The organism is Bacillus sp. RAR_M1_44 (assembly GCF_020165935.1).
Lineage (GTDB): Bacteria > Bacillota > Bacilli > Bacillales > Bacillaceae > Bacillus > Bacillus altitudinis.
In genome coordinates this window covers 309,265-329,982 of record NZ_JAIUKX010000002.1, presented here as the reverse complement: position 1 = coordinate 329,982, position 20,718 = coordinate 309,265, and the positions used below count along the sequence as shown (strand labels likewise).

26 protein-coding genes and 1 pseudogene are annotated in these 20,718 nt (G+C 41.1%); 15 read left to right on the top strand and 12 right to left on the bottom strand.

Annotation, left to right across the window (positions count from 1 at the left end; translation table 11 throughout):
• Positions 1-18 precede the first annotated feature (18 nt).
• The gene (locus LCD34_RS15265) at positions 19-1,275 is read right to left on the bottom strand and encodes a transcriptional regulator (RefSeq protein WP_008341668.1); all 1,257 of its coding nucleotides are present in this window, start codon (positions 1,273-1,275) and stop codon (positions 19-21) included.
• A 270-nt stretch (positions 1,276-1,545) separates the two neighbouring features.
• Here LCD34_RS15265 and LCD34_RS15260 point away from each other — a divergent pair, with 270 nt between their 5' ends.
• Positions 1,546-2,133, top strand: coding sequence for a nitroreductase (locus LCD34_RS15260; RefSeq protein WP_024720283.1), 588 nt, complete (start codon positions 1,546-1,548; stop codon positions 2,131-2,133).
• 35 nt (positions 2,134-2,168) lie between these two features.
• On the opposite strand, the gene LCD34_RS15255 is transcribed toward LCD34_RS15260, so the two are convergent.
• From LCD34_RS15255 to LCD34_RS15245, 3 genes are all read right to left on the bottom strand, one after another.
• Complete coding sequence (locus tag LCD34_RS15255; RefSeq protein WP_008341997.1) at positions 2,169-2,324, bottom strand: YfhD family protein; 156 nt, start codon at positions 2,322-2,324, stop codon at positions 2,169-2,171.
• Positions 2,325-2,385: 61 nt separating this feature from the next.
• A complete protein-coding gene (locus LCD34_RS15250) occupies positions 2,386-2,496 on the bottom strand; it encodes a YfhE family protein (RefSeq protein WP_017358836.1) in 111 nt (36 codons plus the stop codon).
• Positions 2,497-2,548: 52 nt separating this feature from the next.
• Complete coding sequence (locus LCD34_RS15245) at positions 2,549-3,445, bottom strand: TIGR01777 family oxidoreductase (protein ID WP_224559696.1); 897 nt, start codon at positions 3,443-3,445, stop codon at positions 2,549-2,551.
• 95 nt (positions 3,446-3,540) lie between these two features.
• On the opposite strand from LCD34_RS15245, the gene recX reads away from it, so the two are divergent.
• A complete protein-coding gene (gene recX, locus LCD34_RS15240; protein WP_017358838.1) occupies positions 3,541-4,332 on the top strand; it encodes a recombination regulator RecX in 792 nt (263 codons plus the stop codon).
• A 3-nt stretch (positions 4,333-4,335) separates the two neighbouring features.
• Positions 4,336-4,650, top strand: a complete 315-nt coding sequence (locus tag LCD34_RS15235; protein ID WP_045034501.1) for a YfhH family protein — start codon at positions 4,336-4,338, stop codon at positions 4,648-4,650.
• 62 nt (positions 4,651-4,712) lie between these two features.
• On the opposite strand, the gene LCD34_RS15230 is transcribed toward LCD34_RS15235, so the two are convergent.
• Entirely contained in the window at positions 4,713-4,886 is a 174-nt protein-coding gene (locus tag LCD34_RS15230; protein WP_003217811.1) for a YpzG family protein, read from the bottom strand.
• Between the two features lie 25 nt (positions 4,887-4,911).
• Positions 4,912-5,061 carry a small, acid-soluble spore protein K gene (locus LCD34_RS15225; RefSeq protein WP_003217849.1) on the bottom strand — a complete coding sequence of 50 codons (150 nt, stop codon included), beginning with the start codon at positions 5,059-5,061 and terminating at the stop codon, positions 4,912-4,914.
• A 116-nt stretch (positions 5,062-5,177) separates the two neighbouring features.
• Here LCD34_RS15225 and LCD34_RS15220 point away from each other — a divergent pair, with 116 nt between their 5' ends.
• From LCD34_RS15220 to LCD34_RS15210, 3 genes are all read left to right on the top strand, one after another.
• The gene (locus LCD34_RS15220; protein ID WP_017366871.1) at positions 5,178-5,450 is read left to right on the top strand and encodes a YfhJ family protein; all 273 of its coding nucleotides are present in this window, start codon (positions 5,178-5,180) and stop codon (positions 5,448-5,450) included.
• Between the two features lie 301 nt (positions 5,451-5,751).
• On the top strand, positions 5,752-6,735 hold the full coding sequence (locus tag LCD34_RS15215) for a glycosyltransferase family 2 protein (protein WP_008341983.1): 984 nt from the start codon (positions 5,752-5,754) through the stop codon (positions 6,733-6,735).
• A gap of 87 nt (positions 6,736-6,822) precedes the next feature.
• Positions 6,823-9,417, top strand: a complete 2,595-nt coding sequence (locus LCD34_RS15210; protein ID WP_224559695.1) for a YfhO family protein — start codon at positions 6,823-6,825, stop codon at positions 9,415-9,417.
• A gap of 23 nt (positions 9,418-9,440) precedes the next feature.
• Here the strand turns inward: LCD34_RS15210 and LCD34_RS15205 are convergent, their stop codons facing one another.
• Positions 9,441-10,574 (bottom strand): FAD-dependent oxidoreductase, encoded by a 1,134-nt coding sequence (locus tag LCD34_RS15205; RefSeq protein WP_224559694.1) that lies wholly within the window; start codon positions 10,572-10,574, stop codon positions 9,441-9,443.
• A 206-nt stretch (positions 10,575-10,780) separates the two neighbouring features.
• Here LCD34_RS15205 and LCD34_RS15200 point away from each other — a divergent pair, with 206 nt between their 5' ends.
• Positions 10,781-11,248: a DinB family protein gene (locus LCD34_RS15200; RefSeq protein ID WP_224559693.1), complete on the top strand. Its 468-nt coding sequence runs from the start codon at positions 10,781-10,783 to the stop codon at positions 11,246-11,248.
• A gap of 4 nt (positions 11,249-11,252) precedes the next feature.
• Here LCD34_RS15200 and LCD34_RS15195 read toward each other — a convergent pair whose 3' ends face one another.
• From LCD34_RS15195 to LCD34_RS15185, 3 genes are all read right to left on the bottom strand, one after another.
• Positions 11,253-11,675 (bottom strand): regulatory YrvL family protein, encoded by a 423-nt coding sequence (locus tag LCD34_RS15195; protein WP_224559692.1) that lies wholly within the window; start codon positions 11,673-11,675, stop codon positions 11,253-11,255.
• A gap of 67 nt (positions 11,676-11,742) precedes the next feature.
• Positions 11,743-12,906 (bottom strand): oxalate decarboxylase family bicupin, encoded by a 1,164-nt coding sequence (locus tag LCD34_RS15190; RefSeq protein WP_048002115.1) that lies wholly within the window; start codon positions 12,904-12,906, stop codon positions 11,743-11,745.
• A 94-nt stretch (positions 12,907-13,000) separates the two neighbouring features.
• Positions 13,001-13,165 (bottom strand): YvrJ family protein, encoded by a 165-nt coding sequence (locus LCD34_RS15185; RefSeq protein WP_073204399.1) that lies wholly within the window; start codon positions 13,163-13,165, stop codon positions 13,001-13,003.
• A 166-nt stretch (positions 13,166-13,331) separates the two neighbouring features.
• On the opposite strand from LCD34_RS15185, the gene LCD34_RS15180 reads away from it, so the two are divergent.
• Complete coding sequence (locus LCD34_RS15180) at positions 13,332-13,934, top strand: sigma-70 family RNA polymerase sigma factor (protein ID WP_046343009.1); 603 nt, start codon at positions 13,332-13,334, stop codon at positions 13,932-13,934.
• Complete coding sequence (gene rsoA, locus LCD34_RS15175) at positions 13,882-14,103, top strand: sigma-O factor regulator RsoA (protein ID WP_171465112.1); 222 nt, start codon at positions 13,882-13,884, stop codon at positions 14,101-14,103. Before LCD34_RS15180 ends, rsoA begins: the two co-directional genes overlap by 53 nt.
• An 18-nt stretch (positions 14,104-14,121) precedes the next feature.
• Here the strand turns inward: rsoA and LCD34_RS15170 are convergent, their stop codons facing one another.
• The gene (locus LCD34_RS15170; RefSeq protein WP_224559691.1) at positions 14,122-15,102 is read right to left on the bottom strand and encodes a metal-dependent hydrolase; all 981 of its coding nucleotides are present in this window, start codon (positions 15,100-15,102) and stop codon (positions 14,122-14,124) included.
• A gap of 191 nt (positions 15,103-15,293) precedes the next feature.
• On the opposite strand from LCD34_RS15170, the gene mutY reads away from it, so the two are divergent.
• Entirely contained in the window at positions 15,294-16,394 is a 1,101-nt protein-coding gene (gene mutY / locus LCD34_RS15165) for an A/G-specific adenine glycosylase (protein WP_224559682.1), read from the top strand.
• On the opposite strand, the gene LCD34_RS15160 is transcribed toward mutY, so the two are convergent.
• Positions 16,381-16,605, bottom strand: a complete 225-nt coding sequence (locus tag LCD34_RS15160) for a hypothetical protein (RefSeq protein ID WP_008341962.1) — start codon at positions 16,603-16,605, stop codon at positions 16,381-16,383. The genes mutY and LCD34_RS15160 overlap by 14 nt on opposite strands.
• An 81-nt stretch (positions 16,606-16,686) precedes the next feature.
• On the opposite strand from LCD34_RS15160, the gene fabL reads away from it, so the two are divergent.
• From fabL to LCD34_RS15135, 5 genes and pseudogenes are all read left to right on the top strand, one after another.
• A complete protein-coding gene (gene fabL / locus LCD34_RS15155; RefSeq protein WP_007496726.1) occupies positions 16,687-17,439 on the top strand; it encodes an enoyl-[acyl-carrier-protein] reductase FabL in 753 nt (250 codons plus the stop codon).
• A gap of 75 nt (positions 17,440-17,514) precedes the next feature.
• Positions 17,515-17,664 (top strand): annotated as a pseudogene (locus tag LCD34_RS15150) (gamma-type small acid-soluble spore protein); the annotation flags it as partial.
• A 174-nt stretch (positions 17,665-17,838) separates the two neighbouring features.
• The gene (locus tag LCD34_RS15145; protein WP_017366881.1) at positions 17,839-18,099 is read left to right on the top strand and encodes a YgaB family protein; all 261 of its coding nucleotides are present in this window, start codon (positions 17,839-17,841) and stop codon (positions 18,097-18,099) included.
• A gap of 147 nt (positions 18,100-18,246) precedes the next feature.
• Entirely contained in the window at positions 18,247-18,777 is a 531-nt protein-coding gene (locus tag LCD34_RS15140; RefSeq protein WP_008341956.1) for a DUF402 domain-containing protein, read from the top strand.
• Positions 18,778-18,872: 95 nt separating this feature from the next.
• Positions 18,873-20,615: an ABC transporter ATP-binding protein gene (locus LCD34_RS15135; RefSeq protein WP_041090773.1), complete on the top strand. Its 1,743-nt coding sequence runs from the start codon at positions 18,873-18,875 to the stop codon at positions 20,613-20,615.
• Positions 20,616-20,718 lie beyond the last annotated feature (103 nt).

Genomic DNA, 20,718 nt, shown 5'->3' with positions numbered 1-20,718 from the left:
CCTTCGATCGGCAGAAGGTCATGCTTTTTTGTAATATGGGATATATGATGCTAAGTGATCAAGTAGCTTCGTTGTGTAAGACATATACGCACGCTTATCAAGCTCAGAAGCCGCATAGGAAAGTAAGGTTCTAAGAGCAAACAAGTACTCATTGTGGAGCTGATTGTGTTCAAAGTAAGGAATCGCTGCTTCTACTAAATAAGTTTTCAAATCATGAGGATTCTCTTCAATCATCAATTTATAGATTTTAATCATATATAAACAGTTTGGTTGAATACGAGGCTGTTTGAGCAGCTCGTGTATGTATGGAAGCGCCTTTTTGCGATCATATTCCGCATACAATGTCGCGATTTCATAGAGCGTTTCACAGTAACGATCTTCTATCTGTTCTTGATTAAAATAATTGAGTGAATCTAGTAAATAAGGCACAGCGGATGAGAAATCGCCTTGGCGTTTTAAGAGAACCCCGTAATAAAAATAAGCTGTCATCTTAATATAAGCATCAGGGTGAAGCGATGTGTGTAAAATCACTTCTTTTAAATATCTTTTAGCTGTTTGAAAGGCCTTTAATTCCAGTGAGATGACCCCATGAATGAGTGTACAATGAATGACCCGCTTGAAATTATTTTTTTGTCTATACAAATCCATTGCTTGATGTGTGGCCTCAAGCGCATCACCGAGATGCCCCATGGCTCCAAGTGCTTTTGCATAGTGATAATACAGGTCGCTCTGTTCAACAGAAGCGTAAGAAAAGCAGCTTTCAAGTCTTTTCAATCCTTCTTCAAGCTGACCGATTTTAATCTGGTGGATGCCATCTAGATATTCAAACGTTTCTTTTTCTGTGTCAATAAAGGTTTTTTCAAACTTCTTAAGCACGCGGTGCGTTTTTAAGGCAAGCTGCTGTTTTTCTGTTAATAAATAAAATTGAAATAAGGACAAATGATACTGAATCCCTAAATCTAGCGAAAAGAACTGTTCCTCGTGATGAATGATCATTTCTGCATTTTGCTCTGCTTGATCGAGCGCATAGAAATACATGTTCATTTGAAACTCATCGAGCAATGACAGCAGGTGACGCGCCTTTTGCGACAGCGTTTCTTGACTAATTCCAAGCCGTTCAAGCAAAAGATTGATCGTATCTTGATTGGCCTCTTTTGAGCCATTTTCAATTTTACTTAAATGAGAGACAGAACAAATTCCTTCTGCCAACTCCGATTGGGTCATATTTTGTTTATAACGATAGAGTTTGATGATTTGCCCAATATTGATTTTCATTCCATCCAGAAGCCTCCCTTCCAATCATGGGTTGAAAGCTTTTTGAAAAAATAGCCGCATGAGACAAAGTGGAAATACCTGATATCATTTCATCATCTTGGCTTTTTTCTCAAAATTTGTTTAAAACGTAATATGATTGTAACATTACTTGAAAAAGTCAAACAACTTTTTAGCAGAGAGGCGAGGTCCTATTTGCAAACAACACATGATCATGTTTATAATGTGAATGAGAATCAATTTCAATTAAGGTTGATTGAAAGGATGACATATATGCCAGAAACAAAACAACAAACAGAAGCGTTAACGGTTCGAGACGCTGTCAGATATAGACGATCGATTCGAAAATTCAAAGAAACACCGGTGAGCATTGAGCAGCTTCAGCCATTATTAGAGGATGCAGTCTATGCACCTAATCATAAAATCACGGAACCGTGGCGTTTTTTATATGCAGTGACGGATGAAGCAAAAGAGGTATTTGTTGAGCGGTTCATTGCTTTCTTTAAACGCAACAACCCAGACGCAAAAGAAGAAAAGATCAATCAGTACAGAGATTATTTTTCTAAAGTACCAGCACTTTTACTTGTTGTTCTAAAAGAAGACGAAAACCCAGTTGTGAGAAACGATGATTTTGCCGCTGTGAGTGCGCTCATTCAAAACTTCCAGTTGTTGGCTTGGGATCAAGGAATCGGTATGGTATGGAAGAGCGGCCGTATTTTATACGACAAAGGGTTTCAACAGGATATGGGATTAAAGGAAAACGAGCGCTTTGCCGCAATTCTTCACATTGGTTATCCAGAAGAGGTGCCTGAGGAAAAGTCACGTCAGAAGGCATCAAGCCTGCTAACTGAAATCAAATAAAAACAGACCTTATCAAAAGGTCTGCTTTTTTTTACTTATTGTTTTTTGGCACGCTGATCGGCTGCTTTCATACGTGCCATCGCTTTTACGTCATTCGGATCTGCAAGTTCTTTGGAAAATTCAACATATTCGCCATCCGTCTCTTGTGCCGCAAGCTGGTGGTTGGATTTTTTGTGTTGGTCTTTTTTCAAAGCTTTTCCCTCCTTTACAAGATCACTTTAGTTATGTGCTTGTAAAAGAGGAATATCCGTTTTATTTGTTTCTTTTTTCTGCTGCTCTTTCCGCTTTTTTGAATTCCTGCTGATACAGAACTTCCTGGGTTTTCTTCAGTTTTGAAGTCGGCTGGTGTTCTTTTTTCTTCATCAAAATCGCCCCCTCATCTCATTTTTAATAGGATGGGTGTTTTTGACAAAATTTATTCCTCTGAATGCAAAATCGCTTCTTTTAGCTCAGGGTGTAAAAATTCATAAGAAGACAGCAGTGCCTTTTTCGGCAGAGCACGTTGGCCTTCTAATACAAGCAATGACATGTCGCCAAGTGCGGTTTTGATGACAAAGGACGGCACCTTCAGCCAGTGAGGGCGATGAAGGACAGATGCAATGGTTTGCCCCAGCTGCTTCATTTGAACAGGATTTGGAGACGTGACATTGAGTGGACCTGATATGTGATCATGTAGAATGGCATACGCAATGAGATGTGCTACATCCTCAACATGAACCCAAGATACCCATTGCGAGCCAGAGCCAATCGTTCCACCGGCAAACAGCTTGTATGGCAAGGTCATAAGAGGAAGTGTGCCTTTTTCTCCTAGCACTACCCCAAAGCGTGTATAAACCGTGCGAATACCGAGCGCCTCAATTTTTTGCCCTTCAGCTTCCCAAAGTTTTGACGTATGACTTAAAAAGTCTGTATCGGCTGGAGGGGCCTCCTCCGTAAAATCCTCTGTCTTGGAAGTGCCATAGATACCGACAGCACTTGCTTGAATGAGCACAGATGGTTTCGATTCCTGCGCTTCTATAATTCGTCTCACTTCTTGTGTGGATTGAATACGGCTGGAGAGAATGCCTTTTTTTGCTTTGTCCGTCCAGCGTGTGAAAATGGATTTTCCAGCAAGGTTAATCCATACATCAATCGCAGGCAATTCATGTTCAGGCTTAGCACCTTCTGTCAGCCACTGCACATAGTGTAAATGATTTTGTTCGGATTCCTTTGGATTTCTTGTTAAAATATATAGATGATGTCCTTCAGCTGCGAGCACCTTTGTGACATGCTGGCCGATAAACCCGGTTCCTCCGGTAATGGCGATATTCAATTGACATCTTCTCCTCTCATATACATACCTATATCTTTCACGATTTTGAATCAGAAGAAACATCCTGACTGTTTGAAAAAAGGAGTGATCACAGGATGCCCTATATTACGAAAATCTCTGCTCAGAAAAACAATACAGAACGCGTGAACATCTTTCTTGATGAAAAGTACGCTTTTAGCGTTGATCTAGATGTGCTCGTCCAGCATGATTTGAAAAAGGGAAAAGAGCTGGACGAAGCCGATATCATAGAGATCCAATTCGGTGATGCAGTAAAAAAAGGATTTCAGCAGGCCGTCGATTATTTATCGTATCGGATGAGATCAGTGAAAGAAGTCACCGATTATTTGACGAAAAAAGACATACCAGCACCTGCTATTAGTGAAATTATACACAAATTAAAACATTATAAGTATGTAAATGATCTTGAATTTGCAGAAGCATATGTAAGCACCCACCGAAAAACGAATAGCAAAGGCCCGTCAGTGCTAAAAAAAGAATTAAAGCTGAAAGGAATAGACGATGACACCATCGAACAAGCCCTATCGCAATATCCAAATGATTTGCAGCTAGAGGAAGCAGTGAAACAAGTGCTGAAGCTGGTTAAGAAAGAGAAAAACCGGTCCGCAAAAGAAATTGAACAGCGTATCAAATTGCAGCTTCAGCGAAAAGGATTTTCATTTGATATCATTGATAAAGCCCTTCAAGAAGCCTATGATGGACAAGAAGAGGAAAAGGAAGAAGAAGCCCTTCACTATATGCTTGAGAAGGCAAAACGCAAGGTAGGATATGACGGATCATTTGAGAAAAAAATGAAAGTGAAGCAATTCCTTTACCGAAAAGGATTTGATCTTGATACAATTGATCACGTTTTAGACAAAGGGGAATGACAGATGGAAAAGCGCTATAGTGAAATGACAGAATACGAATTAAAGCAGGAGATTGCCGCTCTTTCTGAAAAAGCAAGAAAGGCTGAGCAGCTAGGCATTGTGAATGAATATGCCGTGTTGGAGCGGAAAATTGACATGGCGAAAGCCTATTTATTAGATCCAGCTGCTATTCAGACGAAAACGACCTATCACATCAAAGATACAGACGAGCAGTTTTATGTGGATTATTTAAATGGTGTTTTTGCTTGGGGCTACAGAGTTTCTGCGCCAAATAAAGAAGATGCCCTGCCGATTTCAATGCTTACGCAAAAGGACTGATCAATAGCCATTTGCTGAGGTAAGAAGAAAAAGGACTGATCCCTAGAGATCAGTCCTTTTCTTTACTTCGAACGTTGTTTACGGACGTTGTTCTGAAGTACGATGTCGTGCTGCGTTTGCTGCGTTTCTCCGTTGACCTGAGAGGCAGAATGTTTAGCATTCGCCCATGGTTGAGGGTAAGCGGTTGTTCTTAATTGAACAAAGTCTTCCATATACGATTTCCCATTTGAACTCATATCTCAAGCACTCCCTTTGGAAAAATTAGCGTTTCCCTGATGCCCTCATACGTTCCTGTGGACGTGTATTCGTCTCACCGTTCGGCCTTTTAGACGCATAAGCATCTGTGGCCCCTGGTTCGCCTTCAAACTTGTGATTCACTTGATTTGGAAAGCCCTTTGCTTTATTACGCATACTGATTCCCTCCAAACAATACAAATCATTTGCGTCTTTTGAAGACGTAAGGGTAGTATATGAAAAAAGAGATTTTTTTAAAAAGGCACTTTCTGCTAGATGAAGGAGGAACCAGTATGGAACAATATTTTGAGCGATTAACCGAACAACTAATGGAAAAAAACAATATGCTCACATATGAAGAAGCACGTACATGGGTAGAGCTCCTTTGGAGTGATTTTGAAACAACCTATGCAAAGGCTGGCCGCAAGTATAAAGGACAAGAAACGACTGAACGGATTGTCCGAGAATGGATTGAAAGCTACGGCGCTCAGCTGCATTTATTTCAAAATAAACAATCGAAGGCAAATGAGCATCTGCAACAAAACGACAAAGGGCTGCTGCATTAAAAGGGTTGCCCTTTTCACTTCCACTCATCTTTTTCAATAAACAGGAAAATATATAATTGACCAAACAATTTTATGAAACAATACCCAGTCTGTGATCAAAATTACAGGCTTTTTACAATGGATAAACTTAAAATTACATTAAATTCATGTTGGTGAAAATCACTGGAAATAAAACTCTGATATAATGTAACGATTAAGGATACATGAAATTTATGGATAATAAAAAAGGGTTTCGTTTTCTGACAAAAAAGGAATAATGAACATAACAGACTATGTGAAAAAAGTGAAGAGAAGGTGCGATATGGAACGGGAACTGCTCTCTGTTATAATTCCTTCTTACAATGAAGGTGAAAACATCAGACGAATCTTTGAGGCACTCGAGGAAGAGTTTCGCGATTTTCATTATGACTTTGAAATCATCTTTGTGAATGATGGAAGCAAAGACAATACACTTCAATACATGAGAGAGCTCTCTCACAAAAGTGCAAAAGTCAAATACATTTCCTTTTCTCGTAACTTTGGGAAAGAAGCTGCAATTTTAGCAGGTCTTGAGCATGCAAAAGGGGAAGCTGCGATCATTATGGACGCCGACCTGCAGCACCCAACGTATTTGATTCAGGATTTTGTTAGAGGCTACGAAGAAGGTTATCATCAAGTCATTGCCAAACGAAACCGTAAAGGGGACAGCAAGCTTCGTTCTTACCTATCATCGATGTATTATAAAGTGATGAACAAGGTGGTCGAAGTGGACTTGCGTGATGGTGTAGGAGATTTCCGCTTAATTTCCCGTCAAGCGATCGACGCATTGCTTCAGCTGAAAGAGGGAAATCGTTTTTCAAAAGGCCTTTTTTGCTGGATTGGCTTTGAAGAAAAGGTCATCTATTATGAAAATGTGGAAAGACAGCACGGTGATACAAAATGGTCACTGAAGAAATTATTTAACTACGGGATTGATGGAGTCATTTCCTTTAACAACCGCCCGCTGCGTATTTGTTTTTATACGGGTATTTTGATCTTATTTCTCTCTTTGATTTACATCGTGGCGACCTTTATTCAAATCGTCAGAACGGGCATCATGGTACCGGGTTATTTCACTTTAATCTCAGCTGTGCTTTTCCTCGGTGGTGTCCAGCTCTTGAGTCTAGGCGTGATCGGAGAATACATTGGCCGGATCTACTATGAAACGAAAAAGAGGCCGCATTACTTAATTCAAGAATCAAATGTCATGGAACAAGAGACAAGCTCAAAAGAACAAGACCGAGTGTTAACGCAGTTATTTAAATAACGTGGAGTCAAATAACCGGCAAGCACGAATCGCTTGCTGGGTTGTTTTGTTTCAATGAACAGTGGATCTTTTGTAGAAAGGGTTTAGATGATGAAACGTAGATGGATACTCATTGGATTGTGCCTCATTCTTGCTTTATTAGGACACTCCTTTTTCTTATATGAATATACGCAAGGCCGATATATGACGGGAGATGGGGATGGCATTTCGCAAATGCTCCCGTTTAAAAAGCTGCTGTATGACGAATACGTCAAAGGGAACTTCTTTTATTCCTATCAATTCGGTCTAGGCGGCGGTACATATACGCAATTAGGTTATTATTTTACAACGTCGATGGTCTTTATGGTCACAGTCGCTGTTGTCTGGCTGTTAAATGCGCTTCACCTTATACAGTCAACAGACATTCACTTTTGGGCAAATGCTGTTATTTGGCTGAGTGTGATCAAGCTGACAGTCATTCTGTTCATCGCATATCGTGTGCTTCTTTCGATTGTGCAACATAGGCTGGGGGCGCTGACAGGTGCCGGTATTTACGGACTGTCTATTGTGTACTTTCGGCATCAAACGTTTTGGGAGTTTTTCACCGACAGCATGATGTGGCTTCCGCTGCTTGTGCTCGGGGTTGAACGGATTTTTAAAACAGGCAAGCCGGCATGGTTTATTGCGGCTTGCAGTCTCATGCTGATCAACAATTTTTACTTTGCTTACATTCACTTTATCTTTTTAGCCATTTATCTCGTCTTCAGATATATGATTAAGCTTCAAAGCGAGGAGCGAGGCTGGAAGGTGTTCTGGACCCTTGCGATCTCTACGTTGTTATCGTTTGGGATCAGTGCTGCCTTTTTTATCCCGTCTGTTTACGGGTTTCTCAATAATGTAAGACCGCCGTATGAACAGGCAATTCCTTGGTTTGCGCTGCATGATCATCTGCTGTTTACAAGCAGGGTGTACTTATTGCCGGTCATCTTTCTGATTTGTCTGTTTCTCGTTCCGCTATACCGGAACAGATGGTTTTTCATGTTCACATCGATCAGTGTTCTGCTGATCATTTTTCACTACAGTCCAAAGATGGCGAGCGTGTTTAATGGTTTTTCTGCACCGCAGTACAGATTTGAATATATTCTTGCTTTTACAGTCGGAGCAGTCGTAGCCATCACCATCAAGCATTTCTCGCAAATGGAGTGGAAGTGGAAAAAACGTGCGGTTTTAGGCGCTTGGATTGTATTCCTTCTCGCAGTCGCCCTTTCAGAACGAGCAAAGGGAAATATGGATGTTGTTGTATTTACCGGAATAGGACTGCTTGTGATCAGCTTGTTCTTCCTCTCGATACATGCGGGGAAACGTCTGCACCTTCATCTCTTGTCAGCTGTGCTCATCGTTGTGAGCTTACTGACAGCAGGCGTGTATCAGCAGGGCTACTTATTTGAAAGAAGCAATATTAAGAGCGTATCAGATACGTATCTGAATAGTGAGGCGTATGCTGGACATGAGCAAATGAAGCTCATTCAGCAGATTCAAAGCCGCTCAAAAGAAGATCCGCTTGCCCGGATTGATTGGATGAACGGCGTGCGCAACAACACCCCGTTATTTGAAGGCTTTCAAGGCATGAGTGCGTATTCAAGTATATTGAATCAGCATCTGCTCCATTTCTACTGGAATGACCTGCAAATTGATATGGGACGGGAAAGTGTCAGCCGGTATGCAACAATGGGGGACAGAGCGAATTTATACAGTTTGACCTACGGGAAGTATTATATGAGAGACAAATCGATGTCTTTCTCACCGCCGGTTTATTTTAAGCCCATATTGGAAAGCGAACATTATGAAGTGTATGAAAATACACGTCCGCTCCCATTTGCAAGAACAACGAGTACCGTCTATTCAGAAAAGTCACTAGAGCATGCGTCAGCACTTGATAAAGAACATGCGATGTTGCAAGGTGTGATCTTAAACAAAAAAGGAAATGCTGAAATCGACCAATCGCCTGATCGAATAAAGGATACAAACATTCATACTGAACAAGCGGTATACGAAAATGGCGTGCTTGATGTATACGGGAAAACGGGCGGGCTGAATATCACCCTTCCAGATGATATCGCTCGCGTGGGGGATGTGTATGTGAGCTTTTATGTGAAGCGGACCGACCGTAACGAAGGGTTTCAGTTATCTGTAGATGACTACGTCACATCACGCAAAAGCAATACGTCTATCTACAAAACAGGCGTTAATGACGTGACGATCCGAGTCCCTGCGGGAAAAATCCTTTCCATACGAGTTCCAAAAGGGACGTATGAGCTGAGTCAATTAAAGCTGTATCATGAACCTTACCGCACCCTTGCGCGGGCATATGAAAAAGAAAAACAGGATGATGGCAGCCAGCAGGTGAAGCTTAAAAATAACCGCTTTACGATTTCTTATGAGAACAAGCGCGGCGATGATTATATGATTCTGCCTGTTCCATATGAAAAAGGCTGGGAGCTCACGGTGAACGGCCATCAAACCGAGATTGAACAAGCCAATTATGCGTTTATCGGTTTTCCAATAGAAAAAGGCAAAAACGAGATCGTGCTAACTTACTATCCGCCTTATATCAGAATTCTCGCATTGATTTCACTCGTCAGTTTGATCGTTGCGATTTTATATGCACGGAGAAAAAACAAGAAACACCACTTTTCAGCATAAGTGGTGTTTTTTTATCTTTCATCTCATACGTAAGTTTCTTCATCCCATTCAATCGTGTATTCGTTCATTTTTTTATCAATATCGTTTTGAATACTCATGTGCTGAAATAGCGCATTCAATTCTTCTGTCCTCTTTCTTCGATCCTTTTCATAATAATAGAACGCATCTCGATAATCATGATCCCTTAGCATCTTTGCTATGAGCATGGCATCTTCTAGACTATACGATGCTCCTTGACCAACAAAAGGGTTCGCCGTATGTACCGCATCACCTACAAGAACAACACGTCCTTTTGACCACACAGGAAAATCCTTTATTTCATAGATACTTCTTGGAAAGAACATGTTTGTATGATCGATGATGTCAGAAAGGTGTTTAGGAATGTTCCAATGTTCCATTTGTTTATATAATAACTGTCGGATGGTTTCTTGATTGGCTTTCTCAAAATGTTTTGTAGGTAACTTCTCAGGACACTGAGAGAAAGCTTGCCATAAAATATTCATTTTATTTGTTGGATGCGCTTTCCCAAAAATGAATTGAAAGTTTCCGTCATTGTAAAAATAACTTGTTGCCTCATCCAATACAAAATCCTTCACAAACGATACTCCTTGTAGTCCCCAAAAACCGCTATAGTCTAATTTAGCATTAAACGCAATAGCCTCTCTTGTTTTCGAAAAAGTTCCATCTGCTCCTATTACAATATCACCTGTTATCACAGTTTCATCATCAAAAAGAACCTGAACGGAATGAGGCTGCTGTGTGATTGAGATTAACTTTTTGTTGTATTTCACTTCTATTCCTTGGCGGTGAACTTCTTTTAAAAGTGATTTGATGATTTGGTCTCTCATGACGTTCAGTAAAGGGGCATCATAATATTTTTCGCTATAATTGTGAAAGATCGCTTCTACTTCATTTTCACTGTTTATTTGCTGGATCTTCTTTATCACGGTTGCATTTGCTATCACTTCATTTTTACACCCGATTCCATCCAAAATCTTTACCCCATTCGGAGATAGTAAAAAACCTGCTCCTGTTTCTAATTCTTCATCTGACCTGCTTTCATAAATCGTACTTTCCATTCCAGCCTTTTTTAAAAATAAAGCAGTAGCCAATCCTGCTACACCACTGCCGATAATAATCACATTTTGAGATTTCATTATATTCCCTCCTATTTTATAAACAGACCGGTCGGTTTATTTTAGTGTAAAAAAATAAGCTTTTTCATATAGGACAGCGTATCACAATTCCCCCTCTTCATTTGGTAATTAAAGTATATGATAATATGTTATAAATGATTTCGCAAGAATGAAACTAACCAATTTCTGATCAACTTCTTTTAAAAACATGAAGGGGATAGCAAAACATGAACAAAGACACCGTGATAAAACACTATGAACACACCCTTGAATGGGTACAGTCACTAACGAAAGTAACAGAAGAAGAATGGCGCAGCGCCATCGCTGAGGGAAAATGGAGCATGGCTGAGATCATCGCACATTTCGTTCCGTGGGATGAATTTATTTTACACGATCGCCTAAAGGAATTTTGGAACGATCGGTCATTACCTCAAGCTCCTGATGTGCACAAAATGAATCAGCAGTCAGCCGAAAGGGCAAGACACGAAGCGAGAAGCGAGACGATCGGGCGATTTATTGCTGTTAGAACAAAATTGCTTCAAGAAATGAAGAAAATCGAAGCACCTCGCTGGACTACACCCTTTCTGATCGGTCAAACCGAGCTGACGTTATTAAGTTATTTTCAAGGTTTGATTAAACATGATCTCCATCATATGGAGCAGGTCAAACAAGCGCTCTCTACAGAAAGACGATAGCGCCTCACGAAGCTTCCTTATCAAACGAAAACGACGCATAATCAAACAAAAAATGAAATAGCCAAAGACTTAGCGCAAAGAGAATTTCTTCAGAAGTAGTCAGCAAAATGCCGTCAACCAATTCATCTGATAAGTAGACAGCACCCCAAATAAACAAAAGGTGAAATAAAACGGCATAGAAAATGATGGATCGTTTTTTGGACCGACACTTACGAACAAACCGCATGAGCACGTGTTCCAGATGTTCAAAAGAGATCCCAAGTACAACATAGATGCCCATAAACAGAATCAACGATAAAATCGATTGATAAAAAGCTCCGGTCAAATGAAAGAACAGCACACAAAACAACAAAAATATGTAACAGACAGCTGATAGCGCCATGAGCCATTTCAGCCCTTGCCATAAAGCGTGAACAGATTGTTGCATGGGTAAACAACACTCCTTTACATGAAGATACCTGCAAAAAGGACAGCCTTTTTGCAGGAAGGTGGAATTAATCCTCTTTTTTAGGGGCAGCGATGACAGGATGTTTTTCAGTATCAAGCAATTTCAAGAATTCTTCGCCTTGATCTAAATGATCAAGAACAAGCTGTTTCGGTGTAACCGCAAGCCACTGATTGAGTGAAATATCTGCATAATGATCGCTCTTAAAGATTTCTAAGAAATAAAGCGGTTCGTCGCCTGTATTTTCTACATAATGCCCCATCGCAAATGGCACATAGCCAACGTCTCCCGCCTGATAGTTAAAGGTTCTCGCATGTCCATCAGAAGCAAAGACCGTCATTCGTGCCTTGCCAGAAATGAAATATTGCCATTCATCCGTATTTGGATGCCAGTGCAGCTCACGGATGGCACCTGGATCAACTTTCACAAGAGCGGAGGCAATCGTTTTAGACGCTTTGAAATTGGTAGAGTCCGCAATCCACACTTGTCCACCGCTTGACGTAATTGGCTCTTGTTTTAACAGCTCATATTTAAAGGAATTCGGAACTTCTCCTTGCTCTGTTTGCACCTTGTCACATTCAAGGGAACCAGGAATTCCTTTTTGGAAAATATACTTCTCTTTCTCTGGCAGTTTTTCAAATTGCTCCTTTGTCATTCCAAAGTTTTGGAGCACAACTTCCTCTGGCGTATGGGCAAGCCAATCAGTCACTTGGAACGTACTATTTTCCGAGAAGGAACCATCATCAAACACAAGCAAGAATTCAGCTCCCGGTTCAAGTGCTTGAATAGAATGCGGCAAGCCTGAAGGGAAGTACCATAAATCACCCTCGGTCACATCCTCTGTAAAATTGCGTCCCTCTGCATCAACCGATGTAATCCGGGCTTCCCCATAAATCATGTACGCCCATTCCGCTTCCTTATGCCAGTGCAGCTCACGAATCGCACCAGGCTTTAGCCGCATGTTCACAGAGGCAAGACTTTTAGAGATTGGCAGTTCACGCACCGTGACTTCTCTTGCGTAACCACCTTTTTCTAAACGGTTGTGCGTATCAGAAAAAGAATATTTCATGTTGGGAACCGTTCCATGATCGGTTTCTGGTGGCGTGAGCATATCTGGGTTTTGTCTGTCTCGCTCGAGATTACGTGGAATTTTGACTGTTGCTCCTTTTTCTCCTCGAATCGGCTGCGGTACCCCATTTTGCTTTTCACTCATGATAAAATCCCCTTTCAACATCGTATTGTGTGAGGTGACAAAAGGCCTTTCATTTCGCCCTCGTTTTCATAAGGTGAAACGAATCAAGAAGATGTCAATCTGATTCATCATTTTTTTGAGCAGCGACCAATCGTTGGATGAGCTTGCTTAATTCATCAAACTTTCGTTCAAAGCGTGTCAGCAAATAAACCGTCAAAATGGCAGGGAAACCAGCCTGACCGAGCTGCTTCAGCCATTCCTCCGAAAAAAAGGTCTCCATTTGTCTCACCTCCCAGCGGATGCTCGTCTTCTCTATAAGTGGTATGAAAGAAGAAATAGGAAATCAAAGGGGGAGAAAATGAACCATTAGACCCGTTTCACAAAGTTTACTTTTTTTAACTTTTGTCCACTTAATGCAAGTAGAGAGAACAAAGGGGAGGATGCACATGGATTATCGGCTGTTATTGAAAGCAAAATGGAAGGAAATCGTTGACCACCCGCTCATTCAGCAGTTTTTAAGCAATCCTAAAAACCAGCAGCTGCTCCGGCAAGTCATGGAAGAGCCAAACGAGGAAAATGCGAAAAAACTAGATTCCGAGTTCAAGCAGTTTTATCAAAAAATCCGCATCATCAAGTATATTTCCACAATGATCCGCATTTTTTCAGTCGACTTTGACAAACGAGTGAAAAAAAAGCAGCAGCGTTTTCCGCTCATACTCGATCATCCTGATACGCAAGAAGTGAAAGATCCTGTTCAAACAGATATGTATGAAGCTGTGCTCTTTAACCAACAAGACTTAGGGGAGCACCTGCAAGACAAAAGATTGTACAAGGCCTACCAGCAGCTCACAGACAAACAAAAAATGGTCTTAACCCAAATCTATGTCGATGGTCAAACGATGAAGGAAATAGCCGATCGGCTGGGTGAATCAAGACAAAACATCTCAAATATCCACAAAAAAGCACTCAACAAACTAAAAGAAGAAACAGGGGGAGATGTCCGTGCAAGAAGACAAAATCACCAATGGAGAAATAGAAGAACTCATTGAAACCTTCACACCCATGATCAAAAAGAAACTACAAAACACGGCATATCAAGAAAGAGAAGACCTCGAACAAGAACTTTATATCAAACTCATCGAAAAAGTAGACTGGCTGATTTACCAAGAAGGACCTGGCTTTTGGGAGTTTATTGTGGAATATATGACGAAGATGTAAGCACAAAAAAAGACTCGCTCACACAGAGCCGAGTCTTAATTTTTTTTGCAGTTTTTCTTCACTGAAAATCCAGCCGGTATAGGAATTTTTGATTTGGTGGTCCATGTCGATATGGCAGATCGCGACAAAAGGATAGTGACCTTTGCTGCGGTAGCGCAAATCAATGAACCGTACCTCATAATGATCCTTGTATTTATCCACTTCCCACCGGTAGACAGGGGAGAAGGAGAGAAAGGCTGAAATGTTTTCGTCTTGCTTGGCAATTTTCATAATCTCTGTATCAGGGACCGGCACACGGTTAAAGGTGTCTAAAATGATGATCTCACCATTCATACTGCGTCCAACATGGAAAGAGGATTTACATTTCACGGCAATGCGCCATTGTCTGAACTTCATCGTAGGCGAAATAATAATGTCTTCAATTTCATCGAATCGTGCACGCAGCTGACGTTTAATCTGAAGCTGCATGATGACCCTGACGATATAATAACAGAAAATCACGGCATACAGCGTAATAAACGTATAGCCGGGATGCACGCCAATCGCCCAAACGACAATGGCGACAAGATGGGTAAAAAAGATAAACGGATCAAACGTGTTAATGATCCCAAGCGCTACCCATTTCTTTGAAAAAGGACGAATGGCCTGTGTGCCGTATGCATTGAATATATCGACAAACACATGAAGCACGACGGCTAATAGTGTCCATAACCAAAGGTGAAGTAAATTCGCCCCCGGCACAAATGGGAAAATCACAGCAGGAATTAGCAATGACCAAAACAGTACAGCCGGAATGGAATGAGTAAATCCCCGGTGATTTCTTATATAAACTGCATTATTTTTTAGTTTTAGCACAGTATCAATGTCTGGTGCTTGGGAGCCGGCGATGGTCGCGATCATCACGGCGTGTGCCATGTGTGGATCTGCGCTGACGGCTGGATCTAAAAGCGCAAGTCCCCCAAGAGAAATGCCCATTACTACATGAGTACCAGTGTCCAATTGATTACCTCCTAGTTGTCATGCTTAGGAACAATCATACAAAGTATACGTTTCTCATCAAGACTATGTGCAAAATCACTTTTGCTTTATCCCGATTTAATGTAACATGTTAACGTATCTACAAACAGTATACAACAAATAAGGTTCTTTTCAGAACGTTAGCTCTCGGTTCGATAAGAAGGAGTATAGAGATGAAAGACATTCAAGAAAAGCTGGACCGCAAAGATATTGCGGGTTTTCAGCATGATTTAATCGATTGGTATGAAAAAGAACAACGAACACTTCCATGGCGTGAAAATCAAGATCCATACCGCGTCTGGGTATCAGAAGTGATGCTCCAGCAAACGAGAGTGGATACGGTCATTCCGTACTTCAACCGGTTTATGGAGCAATTCCCGACGGTGAAAGATCTTGCTTTAGCTGATGAAGAAAAGGTCATGAAAGCATGGGAAGGTCTGGGCTACTACTCAAGAGTGCGTAATTTACAGGCTGCTGTGAAAGAAGTCTATGAATCCTACGAGGGCGTTGTCCCTGATACGAAAGAACAATTTTCAAAGCTGAAAGGTGTAGGTCCGTATACGAGCGGCGCAGTGCTGAGTATCGCTTATAACAAGCCATACCCTGCGGTAGACGGCAACGTGATGAGGGTCATTTCCCGTATCTTGTCCATATGGGATGATATTGCAAAACCAAAAACGAGAAACATTTTCGAATTTGCGGTTGATCAGCTCATTTCCCGGGAAAAGCCGTCAGAATTCAATCAAGGGCTAATGGAGCTAGGTGCACTTATTTGCACCCCAACCTCTCCTGCATGCCTCATTTGTCCTGTAAACATGCATTGCTCAGCACTGGAGGAAGGCGTTCAGCATGAGCTGCCGGTGAAAAGTAAAAAGAAAAAGCCGACTGCGAAATCAATGGCAGCGGTGGTGTTATTTGATGATGCAGGCCACCTCTATATTCATAAGCGTCCAAGTACAGGTCTGCTTGCGAATTTATGGGAGTTCCCAAACATGGAAACAATGAAGGGAAGAAAAACGGAAAAAGAGCAGCTGATTGATTTCTTAAAAGAGGAAGCGGGTGTACAAGCAGAACTTGGTGATTTAGAAGGCACCATTCAACATGTATTTACCCACCTCATCTGGAATATTTCTGTTTTCTTTGGACGTGTGACCTCTGTATCTAATGACACGATGCTGAAAAAAGTCACAACAGAAGAATTTGAGGCATATGCTTTGCCAGTCTCACATCAAAAAATATGGAAGATGGCACTTGAACAGCCTAGTCATATTTAACCGTTGTACCATGGGTATAATCGGCTTCATTTCGGTGCAGCCCCCCGCGGTTTTCAATTTCAGAAATGATTTCTCGATACTTAGATTGCCCTTCTTCGTTTAAATAAGGTAAAATTTGTTGGAAAGCATGATGAAAAAAAGCAAGCTCAGTATCTTTCCATTGATCCTTTGACATCATGCCAAGCTGGCTTAAATCGCGTCCGACATACATGAATGTAACCTCCTAATAGGAACTTTCCTATTAGTGTGAAGCGAATGGACGAAAACTATTCAAATCAGGAGATGAACCATAATGAACAAGCGTAAATGTGCACTAATTACAGGCAGCAGTAGAGGTGTCGGGAAAGAAGTAGCCCTTCGCCTGGCTGAAAAAGGATATGACATTGTCATTAACTATGCAAGAAGCAAAAAAGCAGCACTTGAAACAGCTGAAGAAATTGAAGCGATGGGTGTTAAAACATTAGTTGTCAAAGCCAACGTTGGTCAGCCAGAGAAAATCAAAGACATGTTCCAGCAAATTGACGAAACGTTTGGCCGTTTAGACGTATTTGTGAACAATGCGGCATCTGGCGTTCAGCGTCCAATCATGGATCTTGAAGAAAATCATTGGGACTGGACCATGAATATCAATGCGAAAGCCTTGTTATTCTGCGGACAAGAAGCAGCCAAATTAATGGAGAAAAACGGAGGCGGACATATCGTCAGCATTAGCTCACTAGGCTCTATTCGCTACCTTGAAAACTACACGGTGGTCGGTGTATCTAAAGCAGCACTAGAAGCTTTGACACGCTATCTATCCGTTGAGTTGTCACAAAAAAATATCGTCGTAAATGCCGTATCAGGCGGCGCCATCGATACAGATGCACTCAAGCACTTCCCAAATCGTGAAGAGCTATTAGAAGATGCCAAGAAAAATACACCAGCAGGCCGTATGGTGGAAATTAAAGACATGGTCGACAGTGTAGAATTCCTTGTATCAGGCAAAGCAGATATGATTAGAGGACAGACGATTATCGTCGATGGCGGACGTTCTTTGCTTGTTTAAAAAAATAATGAATAAGATGTACACCTTCTGCACAAATTAATGTGCGTGGAGGTGATAATGATGGATAAACAACAAAACAAAACAAACGCACAACAAGTGAAAAAACAAAACCAAGCTGCTGCACAAGGCGGTCAATACGGCACTGAATTTGCTAGCGAGACTGACGCACAGCACGTAAAAAAATACAACCAAAAAGCTGAGCAAAACAAACAACAAAACAGCTAATCACTGAAACAGAGGGAAGCACTTCATCTACGAATGAAGTGCTTTTCTTTTTGCCTCTTTCCACCATCCGACAAAACCTGTAAAACCTCTACATAAACAGTCAAAGGACTTCTTCCTTCTTTCAAGAAATGGTATAGATACAAAAAGTCGATACGAATGAAAGGGAGGAGTTAGATGTCTGATTTCGACCAGCTAGTCAGAGAACAAATGCAGCTTATGGATCAGCTGCTCGATGTACAAGGAGAACTCGATCTGTACTTAGAGACAGAAAAAAGATTGCTGCAAGGTGAAAAAAAGGAAGAGCGGCATAAGCTTCATGATCAAATCAAACAGAAACGAGAGGAACTGCAAAAAGTCCAAACACTATTTACAAAACAGACTGAACAAGTCATCAATTCGTATAAACAAATGGAGAAAAGCTCAACCGTGATGTAAAAGAGTGTGCCGTTCAATTGGGTTGAATGGCTTTTTCATTTCATTTTTTAATGATGTAACGGTATAATATAATAGAGACATGTTTAGTTGGGAAATTAGGTCTTTGGACTGTTAGGTTTGTTTGTTATAGAAAGTAGGGGAGAAAATATGGGCTATCCCAAGGAAGGAGAAACCATCCAAATTCAAAGCTATAAACATAATGGCTTGATCCACAGGATTTGGAATGAAACCACCATTCTGAAAGCAACGGAATTGTGTATCATTGGTGCAAACGATCGAACAATGGTGACTGAATCCGATGGCCGAACATGGATGACAAGAGAACCGGCTATTTGCTATTTTCATGCAAAACAATGGTTTAATGTCATTGGGATGCTTCGAGATGATGGGGTGTATTATTACTGCAACATCAGCTCTCCTTTTGCGACAGATGAAGAGGCGATTAAGTATATTGATTACGACTTAGATGTCAAAGTCTTTCCGGACATGACGTATAATATTTTGGATGAGGATGAATATGCAGATCATAAGAGGCAGATGAATTATCCAAAAGAAATCGATAGTATCTTACGAGAGCATCTAAATACATTACTGCATTGGATTCACCAGCGGAAGGGACCGTTTGCTCCAGAATTTGTGGATATGTGGTATGAACGTTTTTTGCGTTATACAAAATAAGTAACAGCAGCTAAAACCTGTTTGGCTTTTCAAAGCCAACAGGTTTTTGACTGCGTACGGATAAGAGGCACTGATAGATTGGGAAGGAGATTTACATGGGGGTCATAAAACGTTACATGGCTTTTGTAACACCGTATAAAAAACAGATTGCATTGACAATGGTGATCGGAATGATTAAGTTCTCGATTCCCTTAACATTGCCTCTGCTTTTAAAGTATGTCATTGATGATGTGATTCAAGGCTCTGGATCGGCTGAAGAAAAAACATCCACTCTCTTTATTATTATGGGAATCATGCTTGTATTATTTTTAGTGATGAGACCGCCTGTTGAGTACTACAGACAATACTATGCGCAGTGGACAGGCAGTAAAGTATTATTTGATATTCGGGAAAAACTGTTCTCGCACATTCAAAAGCTAAGCCTTCGTTATTACGCCAACACGAGAACAGGGGAAATTATTTCAAGGGTTATCAACGATGTGGAGCAAACAAAGGAATTTGTCATCACAGGGCTTATGAACATTTGGCTTGATTTGATGACCGTCCTGATTGTGATCGCCATTATGTGTACACTGGATCTTAAACTCACCATTGTGTCTGTCATTATTTTTCCGCTGTATGCGTTAGCAGTGAAGTATTTTTACGGACGGCTTCGCAAGCTGACAAAAGAGCGGTCGCAGGCACTGGCTGAGGTACAAGGGCACCTGCATGAGCGAGTACAAGGAATGCCTGTCATTCGCAGCTTTGCGATTGAAGAATACGAACAAGAGAATTTTCACGATGAAAATAAAAATTTCTTAAACAAAGCGATCAATCATACGAATTGGAATGCCAAAACATTCGCCGTCGTCAATACGATCACAGACATTGCGCCGCTGCTCATCATTGCTTTTGCTGGCTATACCGTCATTAACGGGTCGCTTTCAATTGGGACAATGATTGCCTTTGTCGGCTACATTGACCGGATGTACAACCCGATTCGTCGTCTCATTAACTCATCGACGACTTTAACTCAGTCAGTAGCATCAATGGATCGTATTTTTGAGTTTATTGATGAACCGTATGAAGTAACAGACAAGCCCAATGCAAAAGAAGCCAATCACTTAAAAGGAGAGGTAGAATTTAAAGATGTGACGTTCCGTTACGAACATACACAGGAAGAGATTTTACACAATATCTCCTTGAAAGTAGAAAAAGGTCAAACTGTTGCGCTTGTAGGAATGAGCGGCGGAGGGAAGTCGACACTCGTCAGCTTAATTCCAAGATTTTATGATGTCACAAGCGGATCACTCGAAATTGACGGCATTGATATTAAAGAGTACAAGGCAAGAAGCCTGCGTAATCAAGTCGGAATGGTGCTCCAAGATACATTCTTATTCAGTGACACCATAAAAGAAAATATCGCTGTGGGAGACCCGGAAGCATCCTTTGAGAAAATTGTGTCGGCTGCCAAAGCGGCTAATGCGCATGATTTTATCATGTCTCTTCCTGAAGGATATGACACGAAAGTAGGAGAACGTGGCGTAAAGCTATCAGGCGGTCAAAAACAACGAATTTCAATTGCAAGGGTATTTCTTAAAAATCCACCGCTGCTTATTTTAGACGAAGCGACGTCTGCACTTGATTTAGAAAGTGAACATTACATTCAAGAAGCGATGCAAAAGCTGGCAAAAGATCGCACAACTTTTATAGTTGCGCACCGTTTATCAACGATTACACATGCGGACCTCATTGTGGTCATGGAACAAGGCGAGATTGTGGAAAAAGGAACACATGAAGAATTAATGAACCGAGACAGCCACTATCGCCATCTATTTACCATTCAAACATTAAATTAGTAGAAGCCTATCCGATTCTAGCGGATAGGCTTTTTTATGCTTGTCAAAAACATGACATATTTCCCAGCTTGTCTCAATACAATTTTAAAAAGTATGACGGGGT